Origin of the sequence: Haloferax gibbonsii ATCC 33959, from assembly GCF_000336775.1 — an archaeon.
Classification (GTDB): Archaea; Halobacteriota; Halobacteria; order Halobacteriales; family Haloferacaceae; genus Haloferax; species Haloferax gibbonsii.
This window is the reverse complement of sequence record NZ_AOLJ01000025.1, coordinates 18,080-36,996: the sequence shown is the minus strand read 5'-3', so window position 1 is coordinate 36,996 and position 18,917 is coordinate 18,080. Positions and strand designations below refer to the sequence as shown.

Sequence of the window (18,917 nt, the reverse complement as noted above, 5' to 3'; positions counted from 1 at the left end):
GCGCGCGGAGCGAAAGACCGGTATCCGTCGCCGACGCATCACTCCGCATGGCCGCCGACCTACAGGAGAAGACGAACCGCTACGAGGGGATGCTCGCCGACGCGCTCGACGAGGCGGTGCAGGCCGTCCCCGACGAGACGCACCTCGGCGACGCAGCCGCCGACTGCCTGGAGATGGCCGGATCCTACCTCGACGACGGCCGGCACTTCAAGGCCGACGACGACTGGGTGAACGCGCTGGCGTCGTTTTCGTACGGCTACGGCTGGCTCGACGCGGGCGTCAGGATGGGGCTGTTCGACATCCCGGACGACTCGCACCTGTTCACGATGTGACCCGCTTCGCACCTGCCTCGCACCCGTTCGGCGTGTGACCGGTTTTTCTCCGGCGGGGTCGTACGAATACGCGAACAGATGTCCCCGACGACCGCCACCGCCCGCGTTTCGGACGCACAGCGAACCCTCGAACAGCGGTTCGCCAACCCGTTTCTGCGTCGCGTGCTCCGCTCACCGCTCCATCGACTCGCCAGTCGCTGGTTCGTGCTCGTCTCTTACGTCGGCCCCAAGAGCGGCCGGCGGTACACGTTCCCCGTCGCCTACGCCGTCGCGGGCGGCGGTCTCGTCGCCGTCACGCCCGAAGCGGAGAGCAACTGGTGGAAGAACTTCCGCCGGCCGATGGCGTGCCGCCTGTGGTACCGCGGCCGGCGGCGGGACGCGACCGGCGAGGTCGTCACGGGGGAGTTCGCCGCGGACCTGCTCGACCGCTACGCCGCGGCGCACAGCCTGTTGGCTCGCGAACTCGGACTCTCGGAGAACGGCGGCGGTCGCACCGCGGCCGACGAGGCGGCGCGAGACGACCTCGCAGTTGTGCTGTTTCGGTTCGACTGACTACTCGAAGCGGAACGTCGCGCCGTCGGGGCCGTCTTCGACCTCGACGCCGAGCGCCGTCAGGTCGTCGCGCAGGTCGTCGGCGCGCTCGTAGTTGCCGGCATCGCGCTCGGCCTCGCGCACGTCCAAGACGAGCTGCACGAGGTCTTCCGCGACCGACACGTCGCCGCCCTCGCCCGCGCCGCCGAACGAGAGCCCGAACACCTCGCCGCCGAGGTCCTCGAACGCCTCGATTGCCCGCCGGAGCGCGCGGTAGTCGTACTCGTCGGCGTCGGCGACGTGGCGGTTGACCGCGCCGGCGAGGCCGAGCAGTTCGGCCATCGCCTCGCGGACGTTGAAGTCGTCGTTCATCGCCTCGCGGAAGCGCTCGCGGGTCTCGGTCACGGTGTCGCGGAGTTCCGTCGCCTCGACTTTCGTCCGGGCGTCGGGGCTGTCGACCGCGTCGACGGCGGCCTCGTAGGCCCGTTCGAGGCGCTCCCAGCGCTCTTCGGCCTCGGCGATGGTCTCCTCGGAGTACGTCTGTTCGGAGCCGTAGGCCGTCGAGAGGTAGAACGTCCGAATCACGTCCGCGCCGAACTCGTCGAGGGCGTCGCCGACGGTGAAGAAGTTGCCGAGGCTCGAACTCATCTTGTCGCCCTCGGTCTGGAGCAGGCCGACGTGGAGCCAGTAGCGGGCGAACTGCTGGCCGGTCGCCGCCTCCGATTGGGCGATTTCGTTCTCGTGGTGCGGGAACACGAGGTCGCGGCCGCCGACGTGGATGTCGAGGGTGTCGCCGAGGTGCGTCATCGACATCGCCGAGCACTCGATGTGCCAGCCGGGTCGGCCCTCGCCCCACGGCGACTCCCACGTCTCGCCGCACGGCTCGTGGAGCGGTTCGAGGTCGGGGTTCCGGTGTTCGGCGGCCGTCTTGGGGTCGACCGCGCCGGCCTTCCAGAGCGCGAAGTCGGTCGGGTTGCGCTTCTCGGAGCGCTCGTCTTTCGTGGCCCGCGACTCCAGTTCCTCGAGTTTCTGGTTCGAGAGCTTCCCGTAGTCGTCGAACGTTGACACGTCGAAGTAGACGGAGCCGTTTGACTCGTAGGCGTGGCCGCGGTCGACGAGCGTCCGAATGAGGTCGATAATCTCGGGGATGTGCTCGGAGACGCGCGGGTAGACCTCGGCGCGCTTCAGGTTGAGCCCGCGCATGTCGCGAATCACGTCGCCGACGAAGTGCTCGGCGACGCTCGCCTCGTCGTCGCCGAGGTCGCCCTCGCCGATGCGGGCGGCTATCTTCTCGTTCACGTCGGTGAAGTTCTCGACGTGGCGCACGTCGTAGCCCTCGTAGGCCAGCCAGCGGTGCATCAGGTCGGCGTGCATCCACAGGCGGGCGTGGCCGAGGTGGGCGTCGTCCGAGACCGTCAGTCCGCAGACGTAGAGCAACACTTCGTCGCCGTGCGACTCGAACTCCTCGCGCTCTCCCGTCAGGGTGTTGGTCACGGACAGGGTCATCACACTCGGCTACTTCCGGGACCACTTTCAACCCGTCGGAAGCGCGGTCGGTCTCTCGGGGCCAAACGTCTCCCTCTCGCAGTCGTCACCCTCGCGGCCGTCGCCCCCGTCGCCGCCGCTACTTCGTCCACTCCGGACGGTCGGCCTCGCCGCGACGAATCTTCGCCAGCGTCTCCTCCGAGAGCAGTCGCTTGACGAACGCCGGAATCCGGTCCGTCGGGTCGCCGTCGGTCGCATCGCCGTCGGTCGTGGCCGGCCCCGCTTTGCCGACTCGGTCGCCGGTCGCGTTCGTCGGTGTCGTGTCTCTGCTGACCGCGCGGTCGGCGTTCGTCGCCGACGCGAGCGCGTAGTGGCCGCCTCTGGTCGCGACGCCGCCGTCGGTCGTCGTCTCCGCGCGCCGGCGGAACGATTCGAGGTCGGCCTCGCGGTCCAGACTGTCGACGGCCGTGTCGAGGTCGGCGGCCTGTTCGGCCTGCTCGGAGACGCTCTCGGAGATGCGGTCTATCTCCGCGGTCACCTCGTCGACCTGCGTCGCCGCGTCGTCGACGAAGGTGGCGATGTCGGAGGTGAGCGTCGCCTGCTCGTCGGTCGCCCGCGCGACCTCGTCGATGCCGTCGGTCACGTCGGCGACCGAGTCGGTTATCTCGTCGAGGCTCTCGACGGTCGATTCGACCCGCTCGATGCCGTGGTCGATGTTCTCGTCGGCCGACGACAGCGCCTCGGCGGTGTCCTCGATGTGGTCGGTCACGTCCTCTATCATCTGGCCGATGCGCTCGGCCTGCGACTTCGACTCGTTGGCGAGCGACTTCACCTCGTCCGCGACGACGGCGAACCCGGAGCCGGCCTCGCCGGCGCGGGCGGCCTCGATGGAGGCGTTGAGCGCGAGCAGGTTCGTCCGGTCTGCCACCTCGTCGATGACCTCGACGATGTCCTGAATCTCGTCGATGGCGGCCACGAGCGCCTCGACGTTCACGGTGATCTCGTCGCGGTCGTCGCCGACCTGCCGCATCGCGTCGATGGCCTCGCCGGCCTCGGCGCGGCCCTCCTCGGCCCGCGTGGTTGCCTCGTCGCTCCGGGAGGACACGTCGTCGGCGGTGGCCGCGACCTCCTCGACGGTCGCGCTGAGGTTCGACAGCTCGGCGGCGATTTCCTCGGTCATGTCGGCCTGTCGGGCCGCCAGCCCCTCGATTTCCGCGATGCTCTGGCTCGTGCCGGCGGTCTCCTCGTGGAGCTGGGACGCGACCGACTCCAGATTCCCGCGGCTCTCCCTGGCTCGGCGGACCTCCTCGCGGACGTCCAGCGAGTACGAGTAGAGGTAGGTGGCGTTGACGACCTGTCGGTCGAGGTTGAGCCCGCGGACGACGGCCATCATATCGGCGAACGCCTCCTCGACGGCGCGTTCGACGCGGTCGGCGTCGTCGCCGGACAGCGACTCGGTGGCGTCGGCGACGGCGCGTTCGCGGAGTTCGTCCGCGAAGATGCCGGTGACGTTGGCGAACATCCCGCCGAAGTAGTGCAGCGGCATGTCGAGTTTGTCGTGGAGCAGACCGATTCGCGTGCGCGCCGCGTAGTGGTTCCGGTCGTAGTTCCCGTCGGTGAACGAGCGGTAGTAGCCGGAGACGACCGCGCGGAGGCCGTCGAGGTCGGTCTTCGAGCGGTCGATGACGTCCGTCGTCCGCTCGTTGGCGAGAATCGGCTCGACGAAGCCGTCGACGAGCGCCTCGTCGCGGGCCTCGACGACGCCCCGGAGGTCCGCGAGGCGCGCGGCGTCCTCGTCGTCGAAGCCGACGAACGACTGCCGCCAGCCCAACTCGTCGGCGTCGAGGTCGAGCTCGTCGAGGAGTTCCGTGGATGAAAGCGAGATGTTCCCGGCGTCGTCGCGGGGGCTGGGCGAAACCATTGACGTACTCACCGGCTCCGAGGTAATAAGCGCCGGCCGCCGGCTATCACAGTTGATAGCCGGAAATCAGACGTATAAATCGCTGACGGCCGCTTCGACCACGCGGAGGGCGGCGGCCCCCTGTCGGCGCGGAACGACCACGGCGAGCGCGTCGCCCGCGACGCCGGCGGCGTCGACGACGACGGACTCGGCGTCGAGTCGGGAGAGGACGGCGGCGAGGACTTTCGGGTCGACCTCGCCCTCAGCGATGATAGCCGTGAGCGGGCCGCCGCCCGCGAGGTCGACGCCGGCGACCGAGAGCACGGGGTCGCCGTCGGTCTCCTCGACGTCCTCGCCCACGAGGCCGACGCCGCTTCGCATCGTCACGGCGGCGTCTCGGGGGTCGGCTTCGAGCGGCGGGAGGTCGGCGGCGAACCGGCGGAGCGCGGCCGCGACCGCCTCGTCGTCGCCGAGGTCGAGTTCGGCCGCGGCGGCGGCGTAGTTGACGACGCCCGCGCGGAGCGCGGCGAGGAGATACGGTCGTTCGCGGACTGCGTCGCGCGCGTCGGCGGCGAGGGACATGTCTGCCGGGTCGTCGGGCGCGCGCAAAAAAGCGCCGCTCGCCGGGCGCTGTCGCGGTCGTCCGCGGGTCGCGACTCCCCGCGCCCCGCCTCGCGTCTCCTGAACGAGTGGCGAACGCGAGTTGTCCGAATCCGAAGATTCCTTTCTTCGATGCGAAGTCCATAAGACAGTCGCCTCGTAACCCCCGGACATGCAAGCCCTGGTCATCGTGGCGCACGGGTCGCACCTGAACCCGGATTCGAGCGCCCCCACCTACGACCACGCGGACACGGTCCGCGAGGTGGGCGCGTTCGACGAGGTGCGGACCGGCTTCTGGAAGGAAGAGCCGTCGATTCGCGAGGTGCTCCGGACCGTCGAGGCCGACGAGGTGTACGTCGTCCCGCTTTTCATCAGCGAGGGCTACTTCACGGAGCAGGTCATCCCGCGCGAACTCCGCCTCGAGGGGTGGGACGTGGCCGACTGGGACTCCGACGGCCTGTCGGCGTCGCACGTCACCCTCTCCGCGACGGACGTGCCCGAGAAGACGATTCACTACTGCGGGCCGGTCGGAACCCACGCGGCGATGACCGACGTGTTGGTCCGCCGCGCCGAGACGGTCACCGGCGACCCGAACGTCGGCGAGGGCTTCGGCCTCGCCGTCGTCGGCCACGGCACCGAGCGCAACGAGAACTCCGCGAAAGCCATCGAGTACCACGCCGACCGCATCCGAGAGATGGACCGCTTCGACGAGGTGCAGGCGCTCTACATGGACGAGGAACCCGAGGTCGACGACGTGACCGACTACTTCGAGTCCGAGGACGTGGTCGTCGTCCCGCTGTTTATCGCCGACGGGTTCCACACCCAGGAGGACATCCCGGAGGACATGGGCCTGACCGACGACTACCGCACGGGCTACGACGTGCCCGCCGAGGTCGACGGCCACCGCATCTGGTACGCCGGCGCGGTCGGGACCGAGGGGCTCATGGCCGACGTGGTGCTCGAACGCGCCGCCGACGCGGGCGCCGACATCGGTAACAGCCTCGAAGTCGTGCGCGAACGCACCCGGAAGACGCCGCAGGAGGCGAACTGATGGGGCACCACCTCGACGCCCTCGTCGACGCCGCGGCGACCGGCGACGGCGTCTCCCTCGACGGGTTCACCGTCTCCCGTTCCGACGACGGATTCCGCCTCGAAACCGCCGATTCGACGCTGAACGGGCTCACGGAAGGAGGTCTCCGCGAGGCCCTCGCCGACTACGACGACTACGCGACGAACTGGTACTTCTGGTCCGAGGTCGTCGGCGAGTCCAGCCCCCAGCGGCGGGCGTTCCTCCGCTGGGTCGAGGGCGCGTCCGTCGATGCGGGAGGCGACGACGGTGGAGACGGAGACGGAGACGACAGCGAGAACGACGGCGACGCCGCCTCAGTCCCCGAGCGCTACGACGCCCTCAGAGACGGGGTCAGCCGCGAGTGGGGCCAACTACTCGTCACGGTCACCGTCGACGACCACGGCGAGCGGTCCTACGAACTCCGCCACGCCGACGAGGTCGACGCCGACCGCGACGACCTCGACCCCTACCGCGAACCGCTCGCGGCCCGCCAGTTGGCGACCTACGACGAGAAGGGGCGCTATCGCCCGCTGAAGACCGGCAACAACCTCGCCGGCGGCTGGGTGTTCCCCGACCTCGACGCTCGCGACCTCGTCGAGACCGTCGAGACGTTCTACCCCGCGTCGGTGCCGAACTGGTACCGCGAGCGCCGGGGCGAACTCGACGTGGCCCACTGGGAGGACGCCATCGGCCGCCAGACCGGGATGTACAGCGTCGTGAAGACGTGGAACCGCGGCGACGGCCACGAGCACGTCGACTGGGTCGCGGAGGCCTGCTGCGACGACAGCCAGTGCGTCAAGCGCCGCGAGTGGCAGTACGACGACGACACCGACCTCGACGTGGACGGCGGCGACGGCGCGTTCCCGTGCCGCGAGCCGTGTTCCGTCGTCATCGCGGCGTCCCGAAAGTGGACGCGGCTGGAGGGCGAGGGGACCCAAACGTACGAGTTCGAACTCACGCCCTCGGAGAAGGAACAGGTCGAAGATATCATCGAGGCCGTCGCGGACGACCGCACCGACGACATCCGCGAGGGCGACGTGTACGAGGGCGCGAACCGCTACCGGGCGCGGTTCCTGCGCGCGAAACTGTTCGACGACGAGGGCAACCTCGGCGGCGTCCCGACCGACGCGTCCGACGACGAGTAGGTCGCGCCGCGAGCGCTCCGCGTTTCGTTTTCCGATTTCGTCACCGCATCGTCAGCACCAGCGCCGCGAGGACGCCGCCGACGACGACGCCGGCACCGAGGGTGATGGCGAAGCTCTCGAACACCGACGCGAGCGCCACCGCGAGGACGAGCGCGACGAGCGCGAGGCCGAAAAGCGGGGCGGCCCGCGGGTCGACGCTCGGGAACACGTCCGCGATGCTCTCGGTCACGCTCGGCTCGGGGTCGGGTTGCTTGGGCTTCGAGAGCGTCTCGTCCACGTCGACCGGCGGTTTGCCGCCCTCGCCGGGTTCGACGGTCACGTCGACGTACCTCGTCTCCGAGCCGTGGCCGGAGACTATCTTCAGCTTCCCCGACACTGGCTCCGGCGGCGGGGTGACGAACACCTCGACGTGCTTCGTCTGGCCGCCGTCGACGAAGTGATTTCCTTCGGACAGGCTCGCCGCGCGCGCGAGTTCGTCGTCGATGTGGAGGTGGACGTGCACCGCCTGTCCCTTGTTCACGAGTTCGACCGAGAACGGGCCGTTCGTTGCGAACGACGGCGCTACCGAGAGGTCGTGGGGGCGCTCGTCGTTCAGCGTGACGGTGAGCGGCGCGTTCGACACGGCTTCACCGTCGATACGAGAATAGAAAAACGTTCAGGTCCGATGAGGTGCGCGCCTCAGTCGTCGCGCATGTCCGGCGGCAGGAGGTTCGGGATGCCGTCCTCGATGGGGTACACCTCGCCGGTGACCGTACCGATGAGCCGCCCCTCGAGGATTTCGTCGCCGTCGCGCTCGTCGACTTCCAGCTCGAGTTCGCTCTTGTCGAGGGGGTCACAGAGGATGTCCATCAGGGATTCTTTCATCGTCGTGACGGTGGATTGCGCGAAGTAAAAGCGTACGGGTTCGCCGCCGTCACGGCGGGCTCGGCGGAGGGGACGGCCGCCGCAGTCGCGTCAGCCGCGAATCGGTGGCCGGTCGTCGAGGCTCAGTTGTCGAACGGGTTTTCGAGGTGGACCGTCTGCTCGCGGCCCGGGCCGACGCCGACGGCGTAAATCGGCACGTCGAGTTCGTCCGAGAGGTATTCGAGGTAGTCCTGTGCGGCGTCGGGGATGGCGTCGTAGCCCTCCTCGGCGACCGCCGCCCAGTCCACTTCCGGCCACGTGTCGAACTCCTTGAGGACGGGTTCGCACTCGCCCCAGCGCTCGGTCGTCGCGGGCATCGTCAGGCGTTCCTCGCCCTCCAGTTCGTAGGCGTGGCCGACCGTGACCTCGTCGAGGCCGGCGAGCACGTCGAGGTGGTTGACCGCGATGCCGGTGAACCCGCTGACGCGGGCGGCGTGGCGGAGCATCGGCATGTCGAGCCAACCGATGCGGCGCGGGCGGCCGGTGACGGTGCCGAACTCGCCGCCCTTCTCGCGGATGAAGTCGGCGAGTTCCTCCTCGCGGTCGTCGTCTTTCAGTTCGGTCGGCATCGGGCCCTCGCCAACGCGGGAGAGGTAGGCCTTGACGATGCCGACGACCTCGCCCTGTCCGACGACGGTCGGGCCGACGCCGGTGCCGGTGGCCGCGCCGCCCGCGGTCGGGTTCGAGGAGGTCACGTACGGGTAGCTCCCGTGGTCGATGTCGATGAGGGTGCCCTGTGCGCCCTCGAACATCACGTTGTCGCCGGCCTCGCGGCGCTCGGCGAGGAAGTCGCCGCAGTTGACGGCCATGTCGTCCTCGCGGAGGCGGCGGCCGATTTCGGTGTACTCCTCGACGAGCGCTTCGACGTCGCACTCCTCGCCGGCTTCGAGGCCGTACACGTCCTCGATGAGCGCCTTCTTCTTGGGAACCACGTACTCCAGTCGCTGGCGGAGCACGTCGGGGTCGAGCAGGTCGCCGACGCGGATGCCGCGGCGGCCCGCCTTGTCCTCGTAGGTGGGGCCGATGCCGCGACCGGTCGTGCCGACGGTGAGGTCCGAGTCGGCCTTCGCCTCCTCTTCGATGTTGTCGAGGCGGCGGTGGTACGGCATGATGACGTGCGCGCGCTTGGCGAGGCGCACGTCGGGGTCGAGGCCGCGCTCGCGGAGGTCGTCGATCTCGGAGAACAGCGTCCGGGGGTTGATGACACAGCCGTTTCCGAGGACGCCGACCTTGTCGCGGACGGCCCCGCTCGGGACGAGCGAAAGCTTGTACTCCTCGCCGTCTTCGACGACGGTGTGGCCGGCGTTGTCGCCGCCCTGATAGCGGACGACGATGTCAGCGTCGCCGCCCCACAGGTCGACGAGCGCGCCTTTGCCCTCGTCGCCGAGTTGCGAACCGACGATGGTAACAGTCATACGTCGGCCGTTCCCCGCGCCGCACTAAACAGATTACGGTCGCGGCCGACGAGCAATGCACATTCGTGCCTAATTATCGAGTCGTCGCCGAAGAATACGCCATGAACACGCATTGGCGTGACGACGGATAACACAACGGTTAATTAGTGTCCTCGTTAAGGTCGCGTTATCTCATTATTCGCCGACCCGGAGGGCAAGGCTTAAAGCCTCCCAAGAAGAGTTAACAAATGGCATGATAGACCGACTTGAGAAGGAAGTCGATATGTTGGAGCGCCATCTCCAGGTCCTGAAGATGGTCATCGAAAGTGAGCCAATCGGCATCGTGAAGATGTCCAACGAGACAGGCTACCCGCACCACAAAGTCCGCTACTCCCTCCGCGTTCTCGAAGAAGAGAACCTCATCGAACCCTCCAGCCAGGGCGCAATCACCACCGAGCGCACCCAAGAGTTCGTCGACGAACTCGACGACAAGCTCGACGAAATCGTCGGCAAACTCGAATCGATGAAGATCGAGGAAGCGGCCGAAATCGAGAACTAACCACACTTCAGGCGCACGCGGTCGTTCTATCCTGTTTCGTCCGACGAGTCTTTCCGGGCACGACATCGGACCGACCGCGTTAGCTGCGCTTCGATTCAGTCGGTACCGAACGGTTCCGACACGACACCACGGACACTCGCCGCGGACGCGCTCCGAGCGCCGCGGTCGTTTCACTATCGTTCAGTAACGTCGACAGCCGCGGCGCTTCGCGCGCGACCGCCGAGCGGAACGCGAGAACGAAAAATAACACAGCGACGGCGCCGGTCGACGCGAGCCGTCGCCGACTCAGAGGTCGGGGACGTTCAGGTGGAACTCGCCGCCGCGGGCCTCCACCAGACAGAGGTGGTACCCCTGCTTCCGCGAGAGTTTCACGAAGCTCTTGCGCTTCGACCGACTCAGGAGGCCGCCGCCGGTCTCGGCCGTGGCGGCTTCGAGCGCCTCCGGCTCGAAGAAGCTCCTCGTGACGACGAACGCCGAGCCGAGGGTCTCTTTCGCGTCGGCGACGGCCTTCGAGTCCTTGATGAGTTGGGTGACCATCGGCTGGGTCGCCGGGTCCCGCGAGTCGTTCAGGTTCGCCACGAACAGCGGCTCGCCCATCTGGTCGCGGACGATGACGTCGAACTGCCGCGACTCGGTTTCGCCGTCGCCGATGGGCACCGAGACGCTCCCGTACAGCTCGATTCGGTCGGCCTTCGGAATCGAGTCGAAGACGCCGGCGAGGCTCGACCGGTTGCCCGTCTCGCCGATTTCGTAGAGCAGGTCGGTGACGACCCACTTGGCGAAGCCGTACTCGGGCGTCCCGCGGAGGAACTCCTCGTAGGGCTGGCCGTCGATGCCGAGCCCCTCCGTGTCGAACGTGGTGTGGTGTTCCAGCCGGAGGTTCTCGATGACCTCCTCACGGGAGGCCTGCCCGTCGTGGGCCTTCTCCAGCGTCGCCTGCCCTTTCTGGGCGTAGCGGACGAAGAGGTTCGTCCCGCGGAGCGCCTCGTCGGCCGACATAGACCGGTCGGTCGACCGGACACCCGCCTCGTCGAGCCGGTCGCGGAGGCGTTCGACCTCGGATTCGAGTTCGGCGACGCGGTCTTCGAGCTCCTCGGCGCGCGAGCGGTGTTCGTCCCGCTCCTCGCGGAGGGCGTTTCGCTCGGATTCGAGCCGGTCGCGCTCGGTCGCCAGCGCCTCGACTCGTTCTTTCAGCGACTCGGCTTCCGCCGGGTCGACGGCGGGCTCGTCCGGCGTCTGTTCGGTCGGCTGGGACTGCTGCTGGTTCGACTGGTCTTTCGGCGACGGTCGCGCCTCGCCGCCCGTCCCACTCCGGGACGGACGGTGATGCGTCGCCTGCGTCGTGTTCCCCCGACGGCTTCGGGGGGTTCCGGGGCGGTCGTCCACGGCCTCGCCCTTTGCGTCGCGGGGGTCGAGCGAGGGTATCGACCGGGCGTTCCGCCACTGCGCCTCGGCGGAGAACACGTCGTCGTCGGTCGCGCCGTCCTCCGCGAGCGGGTCCGGAGACGACGCTTCCCCGTTCTTCTGCGGGGCGTCGGCGACGACGGGCCCCTCGGACATCGGCGAGGCCGGTTCGTCGGACGCCGGCCGGTCCGTCGCTGCCGCCTCTGTCTCGGCGGGCTCCGGGGACCGTGACTCGATGGGGCCCGCGGACGGGTTGTCGGTCGTCTCGGTGCCGTCGTCGTCGGGCGTCGATGGCTCCGGGTCGGCCGCGGTCTCGGCCGGGGGTTCCGCGCTCGCCGGGGTGTCGGCCGTCGCCGGCTCCGGCTCCCCGTCGGCGGGGTTGTCGTCGCCGTCGGCAGCGCGCTCCGACGCGACGTCGTCGGCTGCCGCGGTCGTACTCGGCTCGTCCGCGGTCGTGGTCGTCGGCGTCTCCGGCTCTTCGGACGTGTCCGTCACGTCGGCCTCGCTACCCGCCGCGGCGACTCCCGCGGCGTCCTCGTCCTCGTCGGACTCGGGCTCCGGGATATCGACGAGGTCGAGGTCCACGTCGTAGACTTTGTAGATGCCGACCTCGTCGCTCGCGCGCTCGAACGCGTCGTCGCCGGTGACGAGTCGCTTGCTGTTGCCGACGAAGGCCGCGCTCATCGACTTCCCCCCGTGGTAGACGACGTAGTAGTCGCCCGAGAGCACGTTCTCGGACAGTTCGACGTAGCCGGTGAAGCCGCCCGCCGAGAGCGTTCCGTCGGCGTCCCCCAGCGGCGTCTCCTCGGTGTAGTACTGCGCGCGGATGTCGCCGCCGGTCTCCCGCATCGCGTACAGAAGCGGCAGCGCCGGGTCCGGTGCGCGGTGCGCCTCGAACGATTCACCCTCGAAATCCGCGACCGTCCCGTCGAAGACGCCGAGGAGACGGCCGTTGAGCATGAATCCCCACGTCATGCCAGCGACGACGGCTCCTGTGAAGCCGTCGTCCGCGAGCGACCGGAGGCCACCGTAGCCTCGTCCGGCGGGCGCGGAGTCCCACCCGGTCACCGCGTCGATAATCTCGCTATCCATTTGGGGTTACATCACCGGAACCGAATCAAATACTTTCCGGGCGAATCGGGCGAACGTTTCGCTCAGTTCACACTTCAGCGTGCCCACTGTAACCGATTCGCTCGCACCCGTCGGGCCGGCGTCGGGAGAACGGTTATACGAGTCCGCCGAGACGGGGCGGTCGTGACCAGCCACGACGACCGGTTCGTCCACTACCTCCGCGCGAAGGAGTCCGTGGACGACCGCGCGCTCCACCGACCGACCCTCGCCAGTCTCATCGACCGGCTGGAAGCGCGCGCCGAGTCGCGGTCGGGACAGCCGCTTCGCGTCGTCTCCGTCGGCGCGGGGACGGGCGCGATGTGTCGGCGACTCCTCTCGTGGGGCGTCTTCGACGCGCACGACGAGATAAAGTACGTCATGGTCGACCGGAAGCGCGGGATGGCCGACCACGCGGCCGCGGCGTTCGCGAAGTGGGCGCGCGCCGCCGGCTGGACCGCCGAGCCGACGCCCGACGGCTTCCGCATCGAGCGCCACGGTCGCAGCGTCTCTCTCACCTACGTGACGAGCGACCTCTTCGAGGCGATGACGGTCCTCCCGAAGGCCATCGACCTCGTGGTCGCGCACGCGGTCCTCGACGTGCTCCCGCTCCGCCGCGCGGTCGACGCGCTCCTCTCGCGGCTGACGGACGAGGGGCTCTTCTACGCGCCTATCACGTTCGACGGCCGAACCGCGTTCCGCCCGAGTCACCCCGACGACGACGCGGTTCTCGGCGCGTATCACGAGACGATGCGCGGCGGCGAACGCGCGGGGCCGGACACCGGTTCCGACCTCCTTTCGGTCCTTCCCGACCTCGGCGCGCCGGTCGTCGCCGCCGGCGGCTCCGACTGGGTCGTCCACCCGCCGCACGACGACGAGGCGCGAATCTTCCTCGACCGCGTCCTCGGCTTCGTCGAGGAGTCGGTCGGCGAGTCGGCTGCGGTCGACCGCGAGAGCCTCGACGGGTGGCTCGAGGCCCGGCACGACGACCTCGCGGGCGACGAACTCGCGTACGTCGCCCACAACCTCGACGTGTTGGCCGAACTCGACTGATTACTCCGGAACTGACGCGTCTCCGTCGCCTTCTCTCCCGACCCGGCCCGAGACGTAGCCCCAGTCCCGAGCGAACCCGAGCAGGAGCGCCGCCGCCGCGACGCCGGTCACGAGGGGCATCCACGCGTCGAAGACGCCGGGAGCGAGCGCCAGCGGGACGACGGCCATCTGGACGCCGGCGAGGACGCGCCGCGAGGCGCGAGGCGGGAGGTCGAACGTCGGTCGGCCCGCTCGCTCGCGGAGCCGGAGGCCGAGGAGAAAGACGTACCGCGCCGCCCCGACCGAGAGGTACCACCACGCGAGTTCTCCGAGGAAGACGCCGGCCAGCGGGGCCACGAGGAGGCCGAAGGCGTCGACCGCGGTGTCGAGTCGCGCGCCGAGTCGGCTGACGCGGTCGAGTCGGCGGGCGAGCGCTCCGTCGAGGGCGTCAAGCGCGGCCGCAGCCCCGTAGCCGACGGCGGCGGCCCACGCCCACGACGGGCTCAGCGGCCCGTAGAGCGCCACGCCGGCGATGCCCGCGACGCCCGCGACGAGGAAGCCGCGAGCGAGCGTGACAGCGGTCGGGAGCCCGAGGCCGTCGTAGGGCCGCCCCGGCTCCGACTCGGTCGCTCCGCCGCCGGGCGCGACGTTCTCGTCCGCGTTCGCGTAGGCGTACGCGCAGAGGCCGACGACGACGAGCAGGGTTCCGGCGGCCCACGTCGCCGCGGCGGTCTCGGGCGAGGGCTCGGCGCGCGAGACGAGCCACACCCACTCGGTCGCGAGGAGCGCGCCGAACCCCAGCGTGGCCGCTGCCGCCGCGCCGCCGGTTTCGAGCACGCGGCGTCTCGTCCGGCGGGTCGTCCGAGCAGTCGCCCCGCTGCTCCCCGAGAGCGTCACGGTCGCGGACTGTCGCCTCGGCGGTCGGACGGTGTGCTGCACATACCCGTACTGGTGGACGGGCGCGGGTTAAGTATTCCTCGCGTAACAGGTCGGCGAGACCGACTCACGGGCGGCTATCTCCTCGGCGACGGCTCCGGAGTTCCACGGCCGCGAGGAGGAACAGATAGGTCGAGAGCCCGGCCGCGACGGCGAGTAGCGTCGCGCGTCCGAAGACGACGGCACCCAGGGCGGTTCCGACGACGGCGACCGCGACGGAGGCGGCCTGCACGGTTCGTCGCTCCCACAGCGCGCGGACGCTCGACGCCCGAAGCGACAGCGCCGCTTCCAGCGCGAGCGCCCCGACGACGCCGACGAGGACCGGCCCCGGTGTCACCGGCGTCCGTAGGAGGACCGCCGCGGCCGCGATGGGGACGAGCAGCGCCCCCGCGAGTGCGGCGTCTCGGCGGCGGCTCATGGAACTCCTACCGTGTCAGGACGCTTTTAGCCACCGGCGCTCATAGCCCGACTATGTCTATTTCGGGCGACGGCCCCGGGTTGTCGAAGGCGAAGCGGCGACTCGGTCGCTATCTCGCGGGAGCCGGGCTGTTGATGCTCGCGTTCTCCATCGCCTACCAGTGGGCGGCGGGCTTTTTCGCCGGAGAAGATATCACCTTCCTGCAGGCGGTCCACGTCGTCGTCGAGACGTTCACGACGACGGGCTACGGCGAACAGACCCGGTTTTGGGTCGACCACCCGCCGCTGCTCATGCTGTCGATTCTGATGCAGCTCACGGGCGTCACGACCGTCTTCCTCACGCTCCCGCTGTTTCTCGTCCCGCTCGTCGAAGACGCCCTGCGGACCGCGCCGCCGACGACCTCGACGCGCACGGACCACGTCGTCATCTGTACGTTCACCCCCCGCGGCGACGCCCTCGTGGACGAACTCGACTCGATGGACGTGCCCTACGTGATTCTCGAAGCCGACCGCGACCGCGCCGAGGAACTGTACGGCGAGGGCTACGAGGTCGTCCACGGCGACCCCGAGGCCATCGAGTCGCTCGAAGCCGCGAACGCGGCCGAGGCGCTCGCCATCGTCGCCGACGACGACGACGAGACGAACGCGAGCATCATCCTCGCCGCCAAGCAGGCCGCTCCCGACGCCCGCGTCGTCAGCCTCATCGAGGACCCCGAGGTCGCCGACTACCACCGCTACGCCGGAGCCGACCGGGTCGTCTCCCCGCGCCGACTGCTCGGCGAGAGCCTCGCCGGCAAGGCGACCACGTCCATCTCCTCGGAACTCGGCGACGCCATCGAAATCGGCGAGGACTTCGAGGTCGCGGAGCTGCTCGTCCAGCGCGGGAGCCCCGTCGAGGGGCGGACCATCGCCGAGAGCGGCATCGGCGGAGTCACCGGGGTCAACGTCATCGGCGCGTGGTTCACCGGCGAGTTCGTCTCCCCGCCCGCCCCGGACGCCGTCATCGACGAGCACACCATCCTGCTCGTCGTCGGCCGCGAGAAGCAGCTCGAAGAGCTCCGCGCGCTGACGCTGTCGTCGGCGCGGCGGTTCCGCCGCGGGACCGTCATCGTCGCCGGGTACGGCGAGGTCGGCTCGACCGCGGCCGAGACGCTGGCGAGTGCCGGCGTCCCGCACCTCGTCGTCGACAAGCGGGACAAACCCGGCGTCGACCTCGTCGGCGACATCACCGACCCGCAGACGCTCTCGGAGGCGAACGTCACCGAGGCTCGCGGCGTCCTTCTCGCGCTCGACAACGACACGACGGCGGTGTTCGCCACGCTCGTCTCCGAGCGCGTCTCCGAGGAGACGGAGGTCATCGCCCGCGCCAACGAGACCGAGAGCATCGCCAAACTCTACCGCGCCGGCGCGGACTACGTCCTCGCGCTGTCGACGGTCGCCGGCCGGATGCTCGCCTCGACGGTCCTCGACGAGGAGGTCATCGCGCCCCAGTCGCAGATAGAAATCGTCCGGACCCACGCGCCCAGCCTCGTGGGACGGACGCTCGCCGGGGCCGACGTTCGCGCTCGGACGAACTGCACCGTCATCGCCGTCGAGCGAAACGGCGCGCTCGTCACCGAAATCGGCCCGGAGTTCCGAGTCGAGGCCGACGACGACCTCATCGTCGCCGGCGTGGACGAGGACATCTACCGGTTCAACGAACAGTTCGGGTGAGCGGTCGCGGGCGAGGGTTACGGTCGCGGACGTGGGCGTGGCTCTCGGTCGGTGTACCGGACCCGCCGCTCGGCGGTCGAGACGTCCGACACGTCCACGTCGCGTCCGAGGACGTGGTCCGAACAACCCATGGCAGTGGACGCCCGTTACCATCCCTCGACAGGACGTGCCGGCGTCCGTGGCTCTCGGAGGAGTAGATTAAAAAAGAATCGGTCGCCGTCGCGTCGCGGCGACGGGGGTTACGCGCCGACTTCCGCGCCGACGTAGAGGACGACGACGAGGAATATCCAGACGACGTCCACGAAGTGCCAGTACATCGAGGCCGTGCTGACGGAGACGTGACGCTCGGCGGAGTACTGTCCGCGGAGCGCGCGGACGAAGACGATACCGAGAAGCACCGCGCCGAGGCTGACGTGGAGGCCGTGCAGGCCGGTGAGGCCGTAGAACGCCGACCCGAAGATGCCGTCGGTGATGGAGAAGTTCGAGTGGACGATGAACTCGTAGTACTCGTAGACCTGCCCGCCGATGAATATCACGCCGAGCAGGAGCGTGACGGCGAGGCCGAGGATGAAGTTACGGTGGTTCTCCTCGCGGATGGCGACGTGCGCCCAGTGGAGCGTGAAACTGGACACGATGAGGATGGCGGTGTTAGCCAACACCAGTGACCCGGTGAGATGCGGTAGCTCTTGCGGTGGCCACGTTCCCGCGCGGATGAAGAAGTAGTACGCGAACAGCGCGCCGAACGTCCCGAGTTCGGAGCCGAGGAAGGCAATCATGCCCCAACGGAGCTTCGATGCGCTCTTCTGGCTCGCGTCGCGCGACCAGAAGTGGCTCACGAACGCGTGGTACAACCAGCCGTAGAGTCCGGCCAGGAAGAGGAAGATACTGCCGATGAACACGGCGGGGCCTGCCGTCTGGCCGACGATTCCGTCCTGTGCCATGACGTACAGCCCGGCACCGGCGTAGATGCCCGCGCCCCCGACGGCGGTGACGAACGGCCACCAGCTCGCCTCGCCGAAGCCGCGCGGCCAGTCCTGAACCGCCGGCAGGTGATGGCCGTGGTCGTCGTGTGCTTCTTCGGTACTCATAGACGCCCGTTATGCTTGGGTTACTAAAAATCCTCCCAAACTGCGTTCGTCACGGGACCGCATGGGTCTCGGACCGCGGTTCCGACGGCGACCGCCGCGGGTGCGAAACACGGCGCTCGCGAGACCCGAAGCTGCCGGCGCGTTCGGCGGCGCTCGGCGCGAAGCGACGCGAGAAGAGAAGCGAGACAGAACCGGGCCCGACCGACAGCGCCTCTGCGTCGTTCAGTCGGCGTTCGTCGTCGCTCGGTGGAACGGCTGGCGCGAGATGATTTCGCGCATCTCGGCGAGCGACTCGGCGCTCGCGCCGTTCATCTCGGAGACGACGGCGAACACCTCTTGGCGGGAGATTTTGATCCCCTCACCCGTCACCGCGTGTTCGGGGTTGGCGACGAGTTCGCGGAGCGTGCCGACCGCGAGCAGGAACGGAATCGCCCACGCGGCGAGCGTGTTGCCCTCGCGGAGCGGCACCGTCTCCAGGTAGGTCTGGGCGTCGTCGAGGAACGACTTGGCGTGGTCGGCGGTCCGCTTGACCACCGAGGCCGCCCGGTCGTTGTGCTCGGGGGCGACGACCTCCTCTTGGGGGACGCCCGCGTCGTCGAGCCAGTCGGCGGGGAGGTAGACGTTGTTCTCCGCCGTGTAGTCGTCGTGAACGTCCTTCGCGATGTTCACGAGCTGGAGGAGCAGGCCGAACTCCTCGGCGGTGTCGTAGAGCCGCGAGCGGCGCTCGCTGTCGACGTTGCCGCGGGTCACGAGGTTCGTGATGAGGTTGCCGACGGTGCCGGCGGCGTAGTAGCAGTACTCCTCTAACTCCTCGCGGGACTGGATGCGGAGCCCGCCGGTCTGGGAGTAGCGTTCGACGAACATCGCCATGCCCGAGACGAGTTCGCGGACCGGCGGCGTGACCGCCTCCCGCACGTCCTCCGGAAGCGCCTCGAACGTCCGGAAGACCCGAGCGGTGTTGGCGACGACCATCCAGTCGTCGGACTGTTCGCCCTCCGGGGGGAGGTGCGGCTGTACTGCGCTCACGAACTCGTCGACGGTGGTGTCGTCGTCGGGGTCGAGCGCGCGGTCGTAGAGTCGAAGGAGGTGTGCCTGCTCGTCGGGCGCGATTGAAGACGAATCCTCCACGGTGTCGGCGATTCGACAGAGGAGATATCCGATACAGATGTGCGACGCCATCGGTTCGTCGAGGACGTCGACCGTGAGGGCGAAGGTACGAGAGACCCCCTGAACTGCATCGTGACACCAATCGAGGTCGTCATCAGTTGCCGGTGGCCGGGCATCGGCGTGTCGAGACATTCG

18 protein-coding genes are annotated in these 18,917 nt (G+C 69.0%); 7 read left to right on the top strand and 11 right to left on the bottom strand.

Features of this window, described 5'->3' with window-relative positions:
• The first annotated feature begins 47 nt into the window (after positions 1-47).
• A complete protein-coding gene (locus C454_RS16800) occupies positions 48-332 on the top strand; it encodes a DUF357 domain-containing protein (protein WP_004977473.1) in 285 nt (94 codons plus the stop codon).
• Between the two features lie 78 nt (positions 333-410).
• Positions 411-884, top strand: coding sequence for a PNPOx family protein (locus C454_RS16795; RefSeq protein WP_004977472.1), 474 nt, complete (start codon positions 411-413; stop codon positions 882-884).
• Here C454_RS16795 and cysS read toward each other — a convergent pair whose 3' ends face one another.
• The 3 genes from cysS to C454_RS16780 all read right to left on the bottom strand — a co-directional run bounded on the left by cysS (position 885) and on the right by C454_RS16780 (position 4,830).
• On the bottom strand, positions 885-2,369 hold the full coding sequence (gene cysS / locus C454_RS16790) for a cysteine--tRNA ligase (RefSeq protein WP_004977471.1): 1,485 nt from the start codon (positions 2,367-2,369) through the stop codon (positions 885-887).
• A gap of 118 nt (positions 2,370-2,487) precedes the next feature.
• Positions 2,488-4,269, bottom strand: a complete 1,782-nt coding sequence (locus tag C454_RS16785) for a globin-coupled sensor protein (RefSeq protein ID WP_004977470.1) — start codon at positions 4,267-4,269, stop codon at positions 2,488-2,490.
• A 66-nt stretch (positions 4,270-4,335) separates the two neighbouring features.
• Positions 4,336-4,830 (bottom strand): DUF7523 family protein, encoded by a 495-nt coding sequence (locus C454_RS16780; protein ID WP_004977469.1) that lies wholly within the window; start codon positions 4,828-4,830, stop codon positions 4,336-4,338.
• Between the two features lie 190 nt (positions 4,831-5,020).
• On the opposite strand from C454_RS16780, the gene C454_RS16775 reads away from it, so the two are divergent.
• Positions 5,021-5,899, top strand: a complete 879-nt coding sequence (locus C454_RS16775) for a CbiX/SirB N-terminal domain-containing protein (RefSeq protein WP_004977468.1) — start codon at positions 5,021-5,023, stop codon at positions 5,897-5,899.
• Positions 5,899-7,062: a DR2241 family protein gene (locus tag C454_RS16770; RefSeq protein WP_004977467.1), complete on the top strand. Its 1,164-nt coding sequence runs from the start codon at positions 5,899-5,901 to the stop codon at positions 7,060-7,062. Before C454_RS16775 ends, C454_RS16770 begins: the two co-directional genes overlap by 1 nt.
• A gap of 40 nt (positions 7,063-7,102) precedes the next feature.
• Here the strand turns inward: C454_RS16770 and C454_RS16765 are convergent, their stop codons facing one another.
• The 3 genes from C454_RS16765 to C454_RS16755 all read right to left on the bottom strand — a co-directional run bounded on the left by C454_RS16765 (position 7,103) and on the right by C454_RS16755 (position 9,380).
• Complete coding sequence (locus C454_RS16765; protein ID WP_004977466.1) at positions 7,103-7,684, bottom strand: DUF7524 family protein; 582 nt, start codon at positions 7,682-7,684, stop codon at positions 7,103-7,105.
• Between the two features lie 56 nt (positions 7,685-7,740).
• Positions 7,741-7,926, bottom strand: coding sequence for a methytransferase partner Trm112 (locus C454_RS16760; protein WP_049905248.1), 186 nt, complete (start codon positions 7,924-7,926; stop codon positions 7,741-7,743).
• Between the two features lie 122 nt (positions 7,927-8,048).
• Positions 8,049-9,380 (bottom strand): adenylosuccinate synthase, encoded by a 1,332-nt coding sequence (locus tag C454_RS16755; RefSeq protein WP_004977464.1) that lies wholly within the window; start codon positions 9,378-9,380, stop codon positions 8,049-8,051.
• A 232-nt stretch (positions 9,381-9,612) separates the two neighbouring features.
• Between C454_RS16755 and C454_RS16750 the strand changes: the two genes are divergently transcribed.
• A complete protein-coding gene (locus C454_RS16750) occupies positions 9,613-9,918 on the top strand; it encodes a hypothetical protein (protein WP_004043804.1) in 306 nt (101 codons plus the stop codon).
• A 285-nt stretch (positions 9,919-10,203) separates the two neighbouring features.
• On the opposite strand, the gene C454_RS16745 is transcribed toward C454_RS16750, so the two are convergent.
• Positions 10,204-12,414 carry a DUF7527 domain-containing protein gene (locus C454_RS16745; protein WP_004977463.1) on the bottom strand — a complete coding sequence of 737 codons (2,211 nt, stop codon included), beginning with the start codon at positions 12,412-12,414 and terminating at the stop codon, positions 10,204-10,206.
• A gap of 162 nt (positions 12,415-12,576) precedes the next feature.
• Between C454_RS16745 and C454_RS16740 the strand changes: the two genes are divergently transcribed.
• The gene (locus tag C454_RS16740) at positions 12,577-13,482 is read left to right on the top strand and encodes a methyltransferase domain-containing protein (RefSeq protein WP_004977462.1); all 906 of its coding nucleotides are present in this window, start codon (positions 12,577-12,579) and stop codon (positions 13,480-13,482) included.
• Here the strand turns inward: C454_RS16740 and C454_RS16735 are convergent, their stop codons facing one another.
• Both C454_RS16735 and C454_RS16730 read right to left on the bottom strand, forming a co-directional pair.
• Positions 13,483-14,298 (bottom strand): CDP-alcohol phosphatidyltransferase family protein, encoded by an 816-nt coding sequence (locus C454_RS16735; RefSeq protein ID WP_004977461.1) that lies wholly within the window; start codon positions 14,296-14,298, stop codon positions 13,483-13,485.
• Between the two features lie 166 nt (positions 14,299-14,464).
• Positions 14,465-14,815: a hypothetical protein gene (locus C454_RS16730; protein WP_004977459.1), complete on the bottom strand. Its 351-nt coding sequence runs from the start codon at positions 14,813-14,815 to the stop codon at positions 14,465-14,467.
• A gap of 53 nt (positions 14,816-14,868) precedes the next feature.
• Between C454_RS16730 and C454_RS16725 the strand changes: the two genes are divergently transcribed.
• Positions 14,869-16,527: a potassium channel family protein gene (locus tag C454_RS16725; RefSeq protein WP_004977458.1), complete on the top strand. Its 1,659-nt coding sequence runs from the start codon at positions 14,869-14,871 to the stop codon at positions 16,525-16,527.
• Positions 16,528-16,766: 239 nt separating this feature from the next.
• On the opposite strand, the gene C454_RS16720 is transcribed toward C454_RS16725, so the two are convergent.
• Both C454_RS16720 and C454_RS16715 read right to left on the bottom strand, forming a co-directional pair.
• Positions 16,767-17,615 (bottom strand): cytochrome c oxidase subunit 3, encoded by an 849-nt coding sequence (locus tag C454_RS16720; protein WP_004977455.1) that lies wholly within the window; start codon positions 17,613-17,615, stop codon positions 16,767-16,769.
• A 222-nt stretch (positions 17,616-17,837) separates the two neighbouring features.
• A complete protein-coding gene (locus C454_RS16715; protein ID WP_049905247.1) occupies positions 17,838-18,914 on the bottom strand; it encodes a phytoene/squalene synthase family protein in 1,077 nt (358 codons plus the stop codon).
• Positions 18,915-18,917 lie beyond the last annotated feature (3 nt).

What these genes read in the sequence shown, in the direction of transcription:
- C454_RS16715 (WP_049905247.1), bottom strand. Translation starts at nt 18,914, where the DNA reads ATGTCTCGACACGCCGATGCCCGGCCACCGGCAACTGATGACGACCTC.
- C454_RS16780 (WP_004977469.1), bottom strand. Translation starts at nt 4,830, where the DNA reads ATGTCCCTCGCCGCCGACGCGCGCGACGCAGTCCGCGAACGACCGTAT.
- C454_RS16760 (WP_049905248.1), bottom strand. Translation starts at nt 7,926, where the DNA reads ATGAAAGAATCCCTGATGGACATCCTCTGTGACCCCCTCGACAAGAGC.
- C454_RS16770 (WP_004977467.1), top strand. Translation starts at nt 5,899, where the DNA reads ATGGGGCACCACCTCGACGCCCTCGTCGACGCCGCGGCGACCGGCGAC.
- C454_RS16795 (WP_004977472.1), top strand. Translation starts at nt 411, where the DNA reads ATGTCCCCGACGACCGCCACCGCCCGCGTTTCGGACGCACAGCGAACC.
- C454_RS16750 (WP_004043804.1), top strand. Translation starts at nt 9,613, where the DNA reads ATGATAGACCGACTTGAGAAGGAAGTCGATATGTTGGAGCGCCATCTC.
- cysS (WP_004977471.1), bottom strand. Translation starts at nt 2,369, where the DNA reads ATGACCCTGTCCGTGACCAACACCCTGACGGGAGAGCGCGAGGAGTTC.
- C454_RS16755 (WP_004977464.1), bottom strand. Translation starts at nt 9,380, where the DNA reads ATGACTGTTACCATCGTCGGTTCGCAACTCGGCGACGAGGGCAAAGGC.
- C454_RS16775 (WP_004977468.1), top strand. Translation starts at nt 5,021, where the DNA reads ATGCAAGCCCTGGTCATCGTGGCGCACGGGTCGCACCTGAACCCGGAT.
- C454_RS16785 (WP_004977470.1), bottom strand. Translation starts at nt 4,269, where the DNA reads ATGGTTTCGCCCAGCCCCCGCGACGACGCCGGGAACATCTCGCTTTCA.
- C454_RS16725 (WP_004977458.1), top strand. Translation starts at nt 14,869, where the DNA reads ATGTCTATTTCGGGCGACGGCCCCGGGTTGTCGAAGGCGAAGCGGCGA.
- C454_RS16745 (WP_004977463.1), bottom strand. Translation starts at nt 12,414, where the DNA reads ATGGATAGCGAGATTATCGACGCGGTGACCGGGTGGGACTCCGCGCCC.
- C454_RS16730 (WP_004977459.1), bottom strand. Translation starts at nt 14,815, where the DNA reads ATGAGCCGCCGCCGAGACGCCGCACTCGCGGGGGCGCTGCTCGTCCCC.
- C454_RS16720 (WP_004977455.1), bottom strand. Translation starts at nt 17,615, where the DNA reads ATGAGTACCGAAGAAGCACACGACGACCACGGCCATCACCTGCCGGCG.
- C454_RS16800 (WP_004977473.1), top strand. Translation starts at nt 48, where the DNA reads ATGGCCGCCGACCTACAGGAGAAGACGAACCGCTACGAGGGGATGCTC.